The sequence below is a fragment of the Jiella mangrovi genome (genome assembly GCF_017815135.1).
GTDB classification, from domain to species: domain Bacteria; phylum Pseudomonadota; class Alphaproteobacteria; order Rhizobiales; family Rhizobiaceae; genus Jiella; species Jiella mangrovi.
Genome location: NZ_JAGJCF010000007.1, coordinates 23,319 through 37,266 on the forward strand (window position 1 = coordinate 23,319; position 13,948 = coordinate 37,266).

At 65.9% G+C, this 13,948-nt stretch carries 10 protein-coding genes; 1 reads left to right on the forward strand and 9 read right to left on the reverse strand.

Annotated features, from left to right (window positions below; genetic code table 11):
- Position 1 precedes the first annotated feature (1 nt).
- The 4 genes from murJ to mutS all read right to left on the reverse strand — a co-directional run bounded on the left by murJ (position 2) and on the right by mutS (position 8,059).
- A complete protein-coding gene (gene murJ, locus J6595_RS11980; RefSeq protein ID WP_209594801.1) occupies positions 2-1,633 on the reverse strand; it encodes a murein biosynthesis integral membrane protein MurJ in 1,632 nt (543 codons plus the stop codon).
- Positions 1,630-4,506, reverse strand: coding sequence for a [protein-PII] uridylyltransferase (locus tag J6595_RS11985; protein WP_209594802.1), 2,877 nt, complete (start codon positions 4,504-4,506; stop codon positions 1,630-1,632). Before J6595_RS11985 ends, murJ begins: the two co-directional genes overlap by 4 nt.
- 131 nt (positions 4,507-4,637) lie before the next feature.
- On the reverse strand, positions 4,638-5,057 hold the full coding sequence (locus tag J6595_RS11990; protein WP_209594803.1) for a hypothetical protein: 420 nt from the start codon (positions 5,055-5,057) through the stop codon (positions 4,638-4,640).
- A 281-nt stretch (positions 5,058-5,338) separates the two neighbouring features.
- Positions 5,339-8,059 carry a DNA mismatch repair protein MutS gene (gene mutS / locus J6595_RS11995; RefSeq protein WP_209594804.1) on the reverse strand — a complete coding sequence of 907 codons (2,721 nt, stop codon included), beginning with the start codon at positions 8,057-8,059 and terminating at the stop codon, positions 5,339-5,341.
- A 367-nt stretch (positions 8,060-8,426) separates the two neighbouring features.
- Between mutS and J6595_RS12000 the strand changes: the two genes are divergently transcribed.
- On the forward strand, positions 8,427-8,732 hold the full coding sequence (locus tag J6595_RS12000) for a DUF1236 domain-containing protein (protein ID WP_209594805.1): 306 nt from the start codon (positions 8,427-8,429) through the stop codon (positions 8,730-8,732).
- Between the two features lie 428 nt (positions 8,733-9,160).
- Here J6595_RS12000 and olsB read toward each other — a convergent pair whose 3' ends face one another.
- The 5 genes from olsB to J6595_RS12025 all read right to left on the reverse strand — a co-directional run bounded on the left by olsB (position 9,161) and on the right by J6595_RS12025 (position 13,865).
- Positions 9,161-10,003: a l-ornithine N(alpha)-acyltransferase gene (olsB, locus tag J6595_RS12005; RefSeq protein WP_209594985.1), complete on the reverse strand. Its 843-nt coding sequence runs from the start codon at positions 10,001-10,003 to the stop codon at positions 9,161-9,163.
- A gap of 314 nt (positions 10,004-10,317) precedes the next feature.
- The gene (acuI, locus tag J6595_RS12010; RefSeq protein ID WP_209594806.1) at positions 10,318-11,313 is read right to left on the reverse strand and encodes an acrylyl-CoA reductase (NADPH); all 996 of its coding nucleotides are present in this window, start codon (positions 11,311-11,313) and stop codon (positions 10,318-10,320) included.
- A 98-nt stretch (positions 11,314-11,411) separates the two neighbouring features.
- Complete coding sequence (lspA, locus tag J6595_RS12015; protein WP_209594807.1) at positions 11,412-11,918, reverse strand: signal peptidase II; 507 nt, start codon at positions 11,916-11,918, stop codon at positions 11,412-11,414.
- Positions 11,915-12,784 (reverse strand): TrmH family RNA methyltransferase, encoded by an 870-nt coding sequence (locus J6595_RS12020; protein WP_209594808.1) that lies wholly within the window; start codon positions 12,782-12,784, stop codon positions 11,915-11,917. Before J6595_RS12020 ends, lspA begins: the two co-directional genes overlap by 4 nt.
- Positions 12,777-13,865, reverse strand: a complete 1,089-nt coding sequence (locus J6595_RS12025) for a class I SAM-dependent methyltransferase (RefSeq protein ID WP_209594809.1) — start codon at positions 13,863-13,865, stop codon at positions 12,777-12,779. Before J6595_RS12025 ends, J6595_RS12020 begins: the two co-directional genes overlap by 8 nt.
- Positions 13,866-13,948: the final 83 nt, after the last annotated feature.

Here is a 13,948-nt window from a genome sequence, read left to right on the forward strand (position 1 = left end):
GCTATTGATCCGAACTGCTTGCGGCCGCTTTCGGCCGCCGGCGCCGGACGGTCTTCATGATCTGGCTGCGATCCGCCGCTCCCGTCGCAAAGGCGAGAATGAAGTAGATCGCCATGGCGGCGAGGACGAGAGCGCCGAGCGCCGGCAGCTGGCGGTGCAGCCCGTCGCCGGAGCCGAGCCAGGGCGAAAGCTCGGCGAGGCCGAAGACGAGGACACCGCCCATCACCGCCGAACACAGGCAGACCAGTGTCGCCCGTTTCAGAAGCGCCCGGTCCATCTCCCAAAGTCCGCGCCGGTAGAGCCCGAGGAACAAAAGCCCCGCATTCAACCAGCCGGCCAGGGTCGTCGCCAGCGCAATGCCGCGTTCGGCAAGGAGCCAGAACAGGCCGAGCGAGAGGGCGATGTTGGCGCCGGCCGAGATCAGCGTCGCGATCATCGGCGTCTTGGTGTCTTCGCGGGCGAAGTAGCCCGGCGAGAACACCTTGATCATCACGAAGGCCGGCAATCCGAGGGCGTAGAGCCCGAGGACCGAGGCGACGGCGACGGTGGCGGAAGGCTCGAACGAGCCGCGCTCGTAGATCACCCGGATGATCGGCTCGGGGATGAGGAACAAGGCGACCGCCGCCGGCACGGTGAGGAACAGCGCGAATTCCAGCGAGCGGTTCTGGGTGTGCTGGGCCTCGCGCAGATGCCCCGCCTTCAGCGCGCGGGAGAGTTCCGGCAACAGGACGACACCGATCGCGACACCGACCATGCCGAGCGGCAGCTGATAGGGCCGGTCAGCATATTGCAGGATCGACACCGCGCCCGGCTTGAAGGAGGCGATCGCCTGGCCGACGAAGAGGTTGATCTGGGTGATCCCGCCGATCAGCGCCGCCGGGCCGGCAAGAACCAGAAGGCGCTTCAGGCCCTTGGTCCAGCGCGGACGCTTCAGCGACACGCCGAAGCCGGCTAACTTCATGGCGATCACGACCATAGCCAGCTGAGCAAAGCCGGCGACGAGCACGCCCCAGCTCATGAAGGCGCCGATGGTCTGCTTGTCGGCGCCGATCCACAGGGCGTAGGAAATCACCCCGATGAGGACGAAATTGAGGAGCGTTGGCGCCACGGCGGCGGCGAAGAAACGGCGGAAGGCGTTGAGGATCCCCGACACCATGGCCATGAGCGACATGCAGGCGAGATAGGGAAACATGATGCGCGAAAAGGCGATGGTGATCTCGTAGCGATCGGCGCAGGAGATCACCGCGCCGCCGGCCGACGGGTCGTCGACGCAGACCGCAAGGCCCGGCGCGATGATGGTCTTGACGAGGAACGGCATGAAGATCATCGCCAGGACGGTGAGGACGGTCAGCACCGTGAACAGCGTCGAGAAGACTTCCGTGGCGAAGCGCCGGGCGCCCTCCTCGCCCTCTTCCTCCAGCGATCGTGAAAACAGGGGAATGAAGGCCGCGTTGAAGGCACCCTCGGCGAACAGGCGGCGAAACAGGTTGGGAAAGCGGAAGGCGAGGTTGAACGCGTCGGCGACAGGGCCGACACCCAGCGCCGAGGCCATCAGCATTTCGCGGGCGAAACCGAACATCCGGCTGACGAGGGTCGCGCCCCCGACCGTCGCGAACTTGGACAGAAGGCTCATGGCCGCGCCGGCCCATAGACTTTCTCCGCCGGCATGATGCCAACGGTCGGCGGCTCGCTTCCGGGATTTTCAAACATGTGGGTCAGCCACGCGATGATCCGCTCCGTCCGGCTGTCCGACGTGATCTTTGTTCCCAGAAGATCGGTGACGTAGAAGACGTCGACCGCCTTCTCGCCATAGGTCGAGATGTGCGCCGAGCGGATGTCGAGATTGAGGTCGGCCATCGCCCTCGTCAGATCCGACAGGAGCCCCGGCCGGTCGAGGCCTTCGATTTCGACGACGGTGAACTGGTTGGAGAGGTCGTTGTCGATCCTGACGCTCGGATGGATCGAAAAGGCGGCTGGCGGTCGCTTCGACTTCTGCCCCGAAATCAGTCGCCGGCGGGTATCCTTGCCCTGCAGGAGCGCGCGGATGTAGCCGGAGATCCGCTCGCCGCGACGAAGCTCGTCGGCGTCCTCGGTGAATTCGCGGTTCAACACCAGAACGTCGAGGGCGCGTCCGTCCGACATGGTGAAGACCTGGGCGTCGGCGATGTTGGCCCCGGCTCCCGCGCAGGCGCCGGCGATCGACGAGAGCAGCCGCGGATGGTCCGGCGCCAGCACCATGATCTCGGTGATCCCCTGGAAGACGTCGGTTCTGACACGGGTCGCCAGCGGCTCGCCGGAAGAGGATGCGTCACGGATGAAATCCGCATGGCGGACCTGCTCCTCGAGCGGCGTCGTCAGGAAATAGTTCGGATAATGCAGCTCGAGATATTCCGCCCGTTCCGCCTCGCTCCACTCCGAGAGCCGCGCCGCCAGCCGCTCGCGCGAGGCGCCGAGCCGCTCGGCCCGGGTCGAGCGGGTGAAGCCGCCGGTCAGCGTCGGCTCGGTCTCGAGATACAGCGTGCGCAGGAGCTGGCCCTTCCAGCCGTTCCAGACCCCCGGCCCCACTGCGCGGATGTCACAGACCGTCAGGATCATCAGGAGATTCAGCCGCTCGAGGGTCCGCACCCTTTCGGCGAAATCGAGGATGGTCTTGCGGTCGTTGATATCGCGCTGCTGTGCCGTCATCGACATGACGAGATGATCCTCGACCAGCCAGGAGACGAGGTCCGTCTCGCGCTCGTCGAGCCCGAGCCGCGGACACAGCTTGCGCGCCACGCGCGCGCCGGCGATCGAGTGATCCTCCGGCCGGCCCTTGGCGATGTCGTGGATCAGCGAGGCAACGTAAAGCACCCGGCGGTCCTTGATCGATCGGACGAGCTCGCTCGACATCGGATGATCGACCGTCAGCTCGCCCCGCTCGATGCGAGACAGATTGTCGATGGTGCGCAGGAGATGCTCGTCGACGGTATAGTGATGATACATCGAGAACTGCATCATCGCGACGATCTTGCCGAATTCGGGAATGAACCGGCCGAGGACGCCGGCCTCGTTCATCCGCCGCAGATGGAATTCCGGATTGGTCCGGTCGGTCAGAACGTCGAGAAACAGGCTGTTGGCTTCCCGGTTCTCGCGAAGCTCGCCATTGATCAGCCGCAAGGAACGGCGGATCAGCTTCAAGGTATCGGGGTGATATTCGAGCTCGTTCGAGGCCGCGAGCCGGAACACCCGCACGAGATTGACCGGATCGTCCTTGAAGACCGTCGGCGAGGAGACGTTGATGCGGTTGTTGTCGATGTGAAAGTCGATGGTGCCGGGGATCTTTTTCGCCCGGCTGCGCAGGCTGCGCACGAGATTGCGGATGCCCGAGATGCCGGGCGCCGGCTTGGCATGCTGCTCCTCCAGCGCGGCGCAGAGGATGCGGGTCAGATCGCCGACGTCCTTGGCGATCAGGAAGTAGTGCTTCATGAACCGCTCGACGTCCTTCAGCCCCGGATGGGCATTGTAGCCGAGACGGTCGGCGATCTCCGGCTGGAGATCGAAGGACAGCCGCTCTTCCGCCTTGCCGGTCACGAAGTGCATGTGGCAGCGCACCGCCCACAGAAAGTCCTCGGCCTTCTGGAACAGGCGGAGTTCGCGCCGCGAGATCACGCCGAGTTCGGCGAGCGCTTCGGGCGTCCTCACGCGGTAGTGATACTTGGCGATCCAGAACAGCGTGTTGAGATCGCGCAGCCCGCCCTTGCCCTCCTTCACATTCGGCTCGACGAGATAGCGGGTGTTGCCGAGCTTGGCGTGACGGGCGGAGCGTTCGGCGAGCTTGGCGGCGATGAAGGCCTCGCTCGTCCCCTCGACGACTTCGCTCTCGAAACGCTGGCCGAGTTCATCGAACAGCGCCTGATCGCCGACGATCAGCCAACGCTCGAGGATCGAGGTGCGGATCGTCATGTCGGCGCGGGCGAGCTTGATGCACTCGTCGATGTCACGCGTCGCATGGCCGACCTTGAAGCCGAGATCCCACAGAAGATACAGGAGATACTCGACCACCTGTTCGCCAAGGGCGGTCTGCTTGTAGGGCAGGAGAAACAGAAGATCGATGTCGGAGCCCGGCGCCAGCGTGCCGCGCCCGTAGCCACCCACGGCGACGATCGCCATGCGCTCGCCCGCCGAAAGATTCGACGAGCCAAAGACATGGCGCAGCGCGAAGTCGTGGATGGTCGCGATCACCACGTCCTGGACCGATGCCAGGCGCTTGGCGCAGTCGAGACCCGCGTTGTCCTGCCTGAAACTCTCTTCGATGCGGCCGCGCGCTTCACGAATTGTCTCGCGTAGCAGCGAGAGGACGGCCCCTCTTGCGGCATCCGACGCGCCTCCGGCACTGTCGGCTTCGGCGATCTTCGTCAGGCGTGCAGCAAGGCCGACCGAATCAATGAAGGGCGAAACGTCGATCTGTACGGCATTTTCATCGTCCGGAACGACATTCGCGCGGTTTGAGACCGCCTGATGAGACATCTGCAATCCTGCGGCGTCTTTAAAGGGCCGCCCGGCTATATCGCATGTCCCGGCACCGGCAAAGAGAAGGGCCGCCCCAGCGTCTGCCGGGGCGGCCCTGAACCGTCGACGTCATGCGACGGAGAGACGTCTTACTGCACCGAGTTGGTCGGAGCTTCGTCCTGGAGAGCCTGATCGGCCTGGCTCTTGGGAGCATTCGTGTCGCCGAAGGTCGCGCCGGACCCCGGAACGATCGGGCCGCCGTCCGTCGCACCGTCGGCATTCATCGCGCCGGTGCTCATCGTGTCGTCGGCCGCAACCGCGTCACGCTGATCGGCGCGGTTATTGGCACGCTGGCTGTCGCTGCCCGGAACGATGGTCTCGCTCGACGGCTGCGAGACTGCCGCATTGCCCATGCCGGCGTCGTCGGCGACGTTGTCGCGCTCCTGCGCGTTCTGCATTTCGACCTGTGTTTCCGAACCAGGAACATCCGGGCTGGTCTGAGCCAGGGCACCGTAGCTGAACATGGAAGCACCAAGAAGGGCGGCGGAGAAAATGGCGGTCGTTTTCATGTAATTCCTCTCGAATTCATCGGGCCGAATAGATTCGATTTGTCGCGACTTAGCGGCAAACCGGCGTTAGTTCGGTTTGGTATGACTGTACAACGGGCCCAGACGGCAGCGGTTCCTTTGACTTCTGCGTCATTCGGTCACGGTGTGTTCACGGATCCGGCGACAGTCAGGCTGCCTGCGCAATTTCGCAGCCTACCGGCGGCACTCGGCATATGGGCAGGGCGGCCCGGAACAAAGCGCTCCCGGGACAGCCACCCGGGTGACGTTTGCAGACACCACGATCATTGGGTCTTGGCGAGCGTCTTCAGCCGGTAGAGTTCCTCGAGCGCGGCTTTCGGCGAGAGAGCGTCCGGGTCGAGCGCGGCGATCGCCTCGACGAGCTTTGCCGAAGCATCCTTCTCCGCCGCAGACGCTGCGGCCGCTTCGGGTTCTTTCTCCTGCCGGTTCAGCGCCGCTGAGAACAGCGGCAGATCGTCGATGAAGGCAGTCCGCCGCGCCTGGCTGCCGCCACGCTCGAGCTCGGCGAGAACATGCCTTGCCCGCGCCACGACGGAGGCCGGCAGTCCCGCGAGCTTGGCCACCTGGATACCGTAGGAGCGATCAGCGACGCCGGCCGTCACCTCGTGCAGGAAGATCACCTCGCCCTTGTATTCCTTCACCCGCATCGTCGCGTTGCTGATCCGGGAGAGCTTCTTGGCGAGCGCCGTCATTTCGTGGAAATGGGTGGCGAAGAGGGCGCGGCAGCGATTTGCCTCATGCAGATGTTCCACGGTCGCGAAGGCGAGCGACAGGCCGTCATAGGTGGCGGTGCCGCGGCCGATCTCGTCCAGAATGACGAGGGCGCGCTCGCCGGCCTGATTGAGGATCGCTGCGGTCTCGACCATCTCCACCATGAAGGTCGAGCGCCCCTCGGCCAGATCGTCCGACGCCCCGACCCGCGAGAACAGCCGGTCGACGACGCCGATACGGGCCTTGGCGGCCGGAACGAAGGCGCCGATCTGGGCGAGCACGGCAATGATCGCGTTCTGCCTGAGGAAGGTCGACTTGCCGCCCATGTTGGGGCCGGTCAAAAGCCAGATCGAGCCCTTGCCCCCGTCGCCCTTCGAGCCGCCCCCATTGCGGGGAGACAGATCGCAATCGTTGGCGACGAAGGGCTCGCCCGATCCCGCCTTCAGCGCCGCCTCGACCACCGGGTGCCGCCCGCCCTCGATGACGAAGGCGAGCGAATCGTCGACCAGCGGCCGGGTCCATCCGGCCTCGACGGCCATTTCGGCAAGGCCCGACGATACGTCGAGGACGGCCAGCGCCTCGGCGCCGGCGCGCAGCGCCTCGCTGGCATCGAGGATCGCCGCGCCGAGATCATCGAAGCAGGCGAGCTCGATCGCCAGAGCCTCGCTCACCGCGCCGGCGATCCGGCTTTCCAGCCCGCTCAGCTCCTCGGTCGAAAACCGCATGGCATTTGCCATGGTCTGGCGGTGGGAGAAGGTCGCGGCGTTCTCGCCCGCCATCAACACCTTGGCGTTCGCCTCGTTCGTCTCGACGAAATAGCCAAGGACGTTGTTGTATTTGATCCGCAGGCCGCGAATGCCGGTCTCGGCCACATAGCGGGCCTCGAGTTCGGCGATCACCCGCCGCGAGTTCTCGCCAAGTGCCCGCGCCTCGTCGAGTGCGGCGATCGCCCCCTCGCGCACGAAGCCGCCATCGCGCTTTAGGGCTGGCGCGGGGTCGGCGAGATGGCTTGCAAGGGTCTGCGCAAGGTCGCGCGGCAGAGCCAGGATGGCGAGCCGGCACGCCGCCATCTCGGCCGGCAGGTCCTCGGGAAGCATTTCACCGACGGCAAGGGCGGCGGCGAGACAGTCGCGCACGGCGGAAAGGTCGCGCGGCCCCGCCCGCCCGAGCGCCAGGCGTGAAAGCGCCCGCTCGCAATCGGGCAGGCCGGCGAGCGCCTTGCGCAAGCCCCGCCGCAGCTCCGGCTCGTCGACGAAGAAGGCGACGGCGTCCTGGCGCGCGGAAATCGCCGCGACGTCCGTCAGCGGCGCCGCGAGGCGCGCGGCGAGCAGGCGCGCCCCCGCCCCGGTCACGGTCCGGTCGATCGTCGACAGCAGCGAGCCCTGGCGCTTGCCCGAGAGCGTCCGGGTGAGCTCCAGCGAGAAGCGCGTCGCCGGATCGATCTCCATGATGGTTCCGGCCGAGACCTGCACCGGCCGCTCCAGCATCGGCTTTGCCGCAAGCTGCGTCTTGCCGAGATAGGCGATCAGCGCGGCGGCGGCAGACAGTTCGGCCCGCGAGAAGCGGCCGAGACCTTCCAGTGTCGCGACGTCGAAGAAGCGGCAGATCCGCGCTTCGGCGGTCGCGCCGTCGAAGAAGGCCTGCGGCTCCGGCCGCACCGCCCGGCCGAAACGCTTCAGCCGCGGGGCGAAGGCCGGATCGTGGAACAGCGTGTCGGCAACCACGATCTCGCTCGGCTCGACGGCGGCGATCTCGGCCTCGATGCCGTCGGCGCCGACGGCCGAGGTGCGGAAGATGCCGGTGGAAAGATCGGCCCAGGCCAGCGCGTAGTCCGGCGCCTCGCCGCCGCCGATCCGTGTGAGGGTCATCAGATAATTGGCGCGGCCGGGCTCCAGCAGCGCCTCTTCGGTGATCGTCCCGGGGGTGATCAGGCGCACGACGTCGCGCTTGACCACCGACTTGGCGCCGCGCTTCTTCGCCTCGGCGGGGTCCTCCAGCTGCTCGCACACCGCCACCCGGTGGCCGAGGGCGATCAGCTTCTGCAGATAGTCGTCGGCGGCGTGGATCGGCACGCCCGCCATCGGGATGTCCTCGCCCAGATGCTTGCCGCGCTTGGTCAGGGTGATGCCGAGCGCCCGCGAGGCCTCGGCCGCGTCCTCGAAGAACAGCTCGTAGAAATCGCCCATGCGGTAGAACAGCAGGCAATCGGGATTGGCCGCCTTGATCTCGATATACTGGGCCATCATCGGCGTCGGGGCGGCGTCGCTGGTCATCGGCCGGGTGTCACCTCGTCGTGCGATCGGGAATACTGGCCGGCCCCCGACATTGCGCCGAGGGTCCCGTCTGCCGGCCAGCGGACATGGCGAATCGCTATCGGGGCAGCGATCGGCACGCAAGCGGGGCGAGACGATCATCCCCGCCATTCCATCGATGCGGCAGCCCGCCACCGCCCGAAATCGACAAAGGCTTCACGCCCCTTCAAGACAATGGGCGTAACGACCATCTTCAGGCAAAGGCAGGGCCGCGCCTTGCTTTTGCCCCGTCGCTCAGCTTCCGTTCATCGGGGCTGTGCGATTATGAGAGCGAGTTCGTCCGTGCGCCGTCGCGTTTCGGGCTCTCGAGATTGAGAGGAAAGTCCTGATGCCAGCGAAAACCACGCGCCTTGCCATTGCCGCGATTTTCGGGGCCGCGATTTTCGGGCTGCAGCTTGCAATGCTCGTGCCGGCCAGCGCCGCCAACGAGAAGGTCAATGTTCTGCAATACGCGCTCGCGCATCCGACCGACAATGCCAGACTGCCGACCCCGCCGGCCCTCGGCGATTCGGTCCCCGCGTCAGTGAAGCTCCAGCGCCCCGAGGGCAGCTCGACCTTCGCCTATTTCTATTTCCGCGGTCAGCCGGTGATCGTCGACATGAAGACCCGCAGCGTCGTGCGCATCGGGGAGTGACGAACCTGAAGCATCGGCCCTCAAGATCGGAATCGATTTGGGAAGCCCGATGTTTCGTTTCAGACCCTCGGAGCGTCCTTTCTGCGTCCACGACCCTGCACGACACGATGCTCGCGCGCCGGCCGCGACTTGCAGGAGAAGGCGCACCGTTCGACGCTTCGTCATGCTTGGGCCCCGTCCCGAGAACGACGAAGCGTTTGACGAAGTAGAAGCTTAATCGGCGCACTGGATGCTCGGGACGGGGCCCGAGCATGACGAGCGCGACAAAGGCGGACGCCTGATCCCGGAGTGCAAGGCCCTCGATATGCGCCGTTCGACGAAACTGTCATGCACTCTGGCGTCCATCCGAACGCACGACGCTCCAAAGCCCGGCGCCGTCCTTCTGCCGGGCTTTGCATCATGGGGCGGCCAGGCCCGGCCCGCGCGCGTTACGCCGCGAAGCGGCTGGCGTCGGCGCCGTAATGGCCGACATAGCGGGGATTGATGTTCTTGCGCGGCAGGACGACGAGAACGTCCGTCGTGCCGAACTGATGATCAACGACCGCGCCCTCGCCGACATAACCGCCGAGCCTGAGATATCCTTTGAGGAGTGGCGGCAGCACGGCGAGCGCCCGGCGCGCGTCGATCTCGGCGCCTTGCGCATCGGCGAAAGTGCCGCGATGGGCATGGGCGCGCACACGCCATTCCTCCGGCGCGGCCGCATTCGCCTGAAGGAAGGCCAGCGGCGCGGCCAGCGTTTGCGGATCGGTCCCCGAAAGCGAAGCGCAGCCGAACAATACGTCGATGTCGTTGGCCAGGACATAGGCCCAGATGCCCTGCCAGAGCAGCTCGACCGTGCGCTTGCCGCGATAGTCCTTCAAGACACAGGAGCGGCCGAGTTCGAGGAAACGCTTGCCAGGATGGCGCGCCAGCATCGGCGCGATGTCGAATTCCTGCGCCGTGTAGAAGCCGCCGGCGAGCAACGCCCGCTCGCCGCGCATCAGCCGGTAGGTGCCGACGATGCGCCGGGTGATCGGCCCGCCCCGGCTGTGGTCGACGACGAGGAGATGGTCGCAGTAACGGTCGAAACCGTCGCGATCCCGCCGTGTCATCTTCTGCAGTTTCGTGGGCTGGGCGCTCATTTCCTCGTAGAAGACCCGGTAGCGCAGCTGCTGCGCCGCCTTGACCTCACCGGCGTTGCGCGCGAGCCGCACCTCGAGATCGCCAATCCGGCCGAGCAGCGGCGACGAGGGATCGAACCGGCGCACGAAATGCAGGATCTTGGCCGGCATCGCTCCGAAGCCGCCGGATTCGCCGTCGAACCCGATCTTGCGGAAGGAGAAGGGCAGCGACGGTTTCACGGGGCCTCCCGGTCCGCCATCAAAGGCAAGATCGCGCGCTTCGAGCGCTTCGTCCGTGATCCCGAGACTTTGTGTTGCCATCCCTGCTCTCCATCCACCATCAGGCGTGCCACGACGATTTACGAATTTTCGGCAACGGTTTCGTGACTGAATTCAGGCAGTATGACGCTCGCTAAGCCTGCAAAACAAGTTCCGATTGCGGAATAATCGCCGTGGCTCGTTTCGTGAACTGAGAACATCGGCAGTCATCCCGTCATTTTCGCAACGATGCGGCCGCGGATCTTCCCGTCGATGATATCGCGCGCAGCACCGATCAAATCGTCGAAACCGATATCGGTGGCGATCTGATCGAGAACCGACTGGTCGAGATCCTCCGACAAGCGCCGCCATGCCGCTTCCCGTCTTTCGAGCGAAGCCATAACAGAATCGATGCCGAGAAGGGAAACGCCCCTGAGGATGAAGGGGGCGACCGAGGACGGAAGTTCCATCCCCTGCGCCAGTCCGCAGGCAGCGACCGCCCCGCCGTATCTCGTCGCGGCAAGGACATTGGCCAGCGTGTGACTTCCAACCGCGTCGATGCCGGCGATCCAGCGCTCCTTGGACAAGGGCTTGCCCGGATCGGAGAGCTCGGCGCGGTCGACGATCTCGCTGGCGCCGAGCGCCTTCAGATAGTCCGCCTCCGCGGTGCGGCCGGTGACGGCGAGAACCTCCCAGCCGCGTTTGGCCAGAAGCGCGATGGCGAAAGACCCGACACCGCCCGACGCGCCGGTGACGACCGCCGGCCCGTCCTTCGGCGACAGGCCGGCCGCCTCGAGGGCGAGCACCGACAGCATCGCCGTATAGCCGGCCGTCCCGATCGCCATCGCATCGCGCGCCGAGAAGCGTTCGGGCAGTGCGACGAGCCACTCGCCCTTCAGCCGGGAAAGGCCGGCATAGGCGCCGTAATGGGTCTCGCCGACGCCCCAGCCGTTCAGCACCACTTCGTCGCCGGGCTTCCATCTGGCATTGTCAGAGCGCACGACGGTGCCGGCGAGATCGACGCCGGGGATCATCGGCCAGCGACGGACGACGGGCGATTTCCCCGTGATCGCCAGACCATCCTTGTAGTTGACCGTGGTCGCCGCGACCTTCACGTCGACATCGCCATCCATCAGATCGTCCGGCGTCAGTTCGACGACATCGACCGACTGCTTCTTGTCGTCGTCACGCGAGATCAGGATTGCCCGGAAGGTCTCGGCCATCGTCGTCTCCCTTTTGTCGCGGCTGTCCGGATCGCGGCCGCTCGGCCATGTCCGCGCTCGTTATCTTGGTGAGGAGAAAGGGCGCCGCGCGGCCTTTGTCAATCGACGTCGCTGCCTGCCTTGTCCGGGCGAGCCCGGGCGCCTCCGGCGAGGATGAACTCGTCGACGAGGAGGATGACCGCCCCGACGGTGATGAAGGCATCGGCGAGATTGAAGACCGCGAAGTCGAAGGCCGGCGTGTGGAAATAGACGTAGTCGACGACATAGCCGAGGCTGACGCGGTCGATCAGATTGCCGATCGCGCCGCCGACGATGATGGCGAGACCGAAATGGGTGAGCCTGCGCCAGGCCGGGGTCTTCCACCACAGGAACAGCACGACCGCCAGAACCGCCGCGGCAAGCAGCGACAGGCCGACATCGCCGAGCCCGGCAAACATCGAGAAGGCGATGCCGGTATTGCGGGCATGATACAGGGCCAGAAACGGCAGGATCTCGATCGCCGAGCCGAGCGGCATGGTGGCGACGACGATCGCCTTGACCACCTGGTCGAGGACGACGGCAATGACGACGAGTGCGAGGTTCCACACGATCAGACGAGTGTTCATAGCACGAGCGCTCCCCGGCGTGCCTCGAACAGCATGACACCCGTCGCGACGGCGAGATTGAGGCTGTCGGCGCGTCCGGCCTGCGGAATGCGAACGAGCACCGAGCAGGCGGCCGCCATTTCCTCCGAAAGCCCCGCCTGTTCGTTGCCCATGAACAGGAGCGTCGCGCCGCCGGCGTAGTCCGGTGCGCGGTAATCGACCGTCCCGGACATGTGGGTGCCGACGATCTGTCCCGTAAAACCGGCCCGCCAGTCGAGAAACTCCGCCGCCTTCGCCTTCACGACGGGGACCGCGAAGATCGAGCCCATCGTCGCCCGCACGGTCTCGAGAGAAAACGGATCGACGCAGTCGCCGACGAGGATGACGGCTTTGGCGCCGGTCGCATCGATGGTGCGAAGGATGGTGCCGAGATTGCCGGGATCGCGCACCCGGTCGAGAGCGACGGCGACCTCTCCGGGCTGCAGCCTGATCCTCGAAATCGGCATGAGCTGGCGCCTGAAGACGCCGATCGCCGCCTGCGGATTGTCCCGCCGGGCGATCGCCTCCAGCACCTTGGCGCTCGCCTCGACGACGTCTGCGCCGAGACCGACGGCGCGCGATACGGCGCGGGTGAGCACCTCGCTGCCGCCCTGCAGCGCGGCCTTCGAAACCACGAGGGTCGCAAGATCCCAGCCGCTCTCGATCCCGTCGAGAACGAGCTTCAGCCCCTCGACGAGGAACAGTCCGGTTTCGTCGCGATGGCGCTTCTGGGCGAGCGCCCGGATGTCCTTGACGATCGGGTTGGAGACGCTCGAAATTTCCTTGATCCGGCCGGGCGCGGCCAGCGCTCCGCCGGGTCGGCGCGAAGAATACGTCTCGTCAGTCATCGGCAATCCAGCGGCAGAAGAGCGAGGTTGAGAGGAGCCGCGGCTCGTCGCCGGCCTCGCCGATCACCAGTTCGCCCGCCTCGATCTTCCCCGAAAGGCCGCGAAAGGCTTCGCCCATCAGTGCGCCGAGAGAATAGAAGGAAGAGCGGATCGAATAGGCGGTGAGAACGATGCAATCGGGCTTTTGCGAAAGAAGTGCGCGGGTCAGGGAGACGAGATAGGGCAGGTCGTCGAAGAGCTGCCAGGTCTCGCCCTTCGGGCCGCGGCCGAATTTCGGCGGGTCGAGAAGGATGATGTCGTAGCTCTTGCCGCGTTTCACCTCGCGCTCGACATAGCGAACGGCATCCTCGCAGATCCAGCGGATCGGCTTGTCGAGGAGGCCCGCCATTTCCTGATTCTCGCGGGCCCAGCCGATCGCCTTCTTCGAGGCGTCGATATGGGTGACCTCGGCCCCGGCCCGGGCGGCGATCAGCGAGGCAAGGCCGGTATAGCCGAAAAGGTTGAGGAGGCGCGGCGTCGATCCCGCTCTGATCCGCCTTGCGATCCGGTCCTCGACGAAAGCCCAGTGCGCCGCCTGTTCGGGGAACACGCCGACATGGCGGAACGAGGTGAAACGGCCGAGATAGGAAAGCCCGTCATGGGCCATCGGCCAGGTCTCGCCGAGCGGCTCGCCGGGAAACTGCCAGCGCCCGAGGCCCTCTTCTTCCACATCTCCGGAAAAGACGGCGCTGGCGCCCTCCCAGTCCTTGGTGCCGAGGCGGCGCGGCCAGATCGCCTGGTTTTCCGGACGGCGAATGCGCAGATCGCCATAGCGCTCGAGCTTCTCGCCATCGCCGCTGTCGACGAGCTCGTAGTCCTTTCCCGGCAGAACCGTCAGGACGACCGGCGCTTCGAGGCCGGGCCTTTCGCCGACGGCAGGCGCGAGATCGAGCCGCTTTGCCGGCACGGCGGGCTCTGCCGCGCTCTGACGCGCCGGCCGCTCGCGCGGCGGCTTGTCGTCCGCGCCGCCTCGGCCCTTGGCGGGCGGGCGCCGCGCCTCGTTCGAAACGCTCGACTGCTGCGAACGGCGGCTTCGCGCCAAGGGCGGATCTCCTCAACTAACATTTTGCCGGCCTGCCGGCATCCCGCGGTCTCTATCGCGTCTCGAACGGCTTGGCAAAACCC

Coding starts and splice junctions, on each gene's coding strand:
- murJ (WP_209594801.1), bottom strand. CDS start 1,633: ATGAGCCTTCTGTCCAAGTTCGCGACGGTCGGGGGCGCGACCCTCGTC.
- olsB (WP_209594985.1), bottom strand. CDS start 10,003: ATGCCGGCCAAGATCCTGCATTTCGTGCGCCGGTTCGATCCCTCGTCG.
- J6595_RS11985 (WP_209594802.1), bottom strand. CDS start 4,506: ATGTCTCATCAGGCGGTCTCAAACCGCGCGAATGTCGTTCCGGACGAT.
- mutS (WP_209594804.1), bottom strand. CDS start 8,059: ATGACCAGCGACGCCGCCCCGACGCCGATGATGGCCCAGTATATCGAG.
- lspA (WP_209594807.1), bottom strand. CDS start 11,918: ATGAACACTCGTCTGATCGTGTGGAACCTCGCACTCGTCGTCATTGCC.
- J6595_RS12000 (WP_209594805.1), top strand. CDS start 8,427: ATGCCAGCGAAAACCACGCGCCTTGCCATTGCCGCGATTTTCGGGGCC.
- J6595_RS11990 (WP_209594803.1), bottom strand. CDS start 5,057: ATGAAAACGACCGCCATTTTCTCCGCCGCCCTTCTTGGTGCTTCCATG.
- acuI (WP_209594806.1), bottom strand. CDS start 11,313: ATGGCCGAGACCTTCCGGGCAATCCTGATCTCGCGTGACGACGACAAG.
- J6595_RS12020 (WP_209594808.1), bottom strand. CDS start 12,784: ATGACTGACGAGACGTATTCTTCGCGCCGACCCGGCGGAGCGCTGGCC.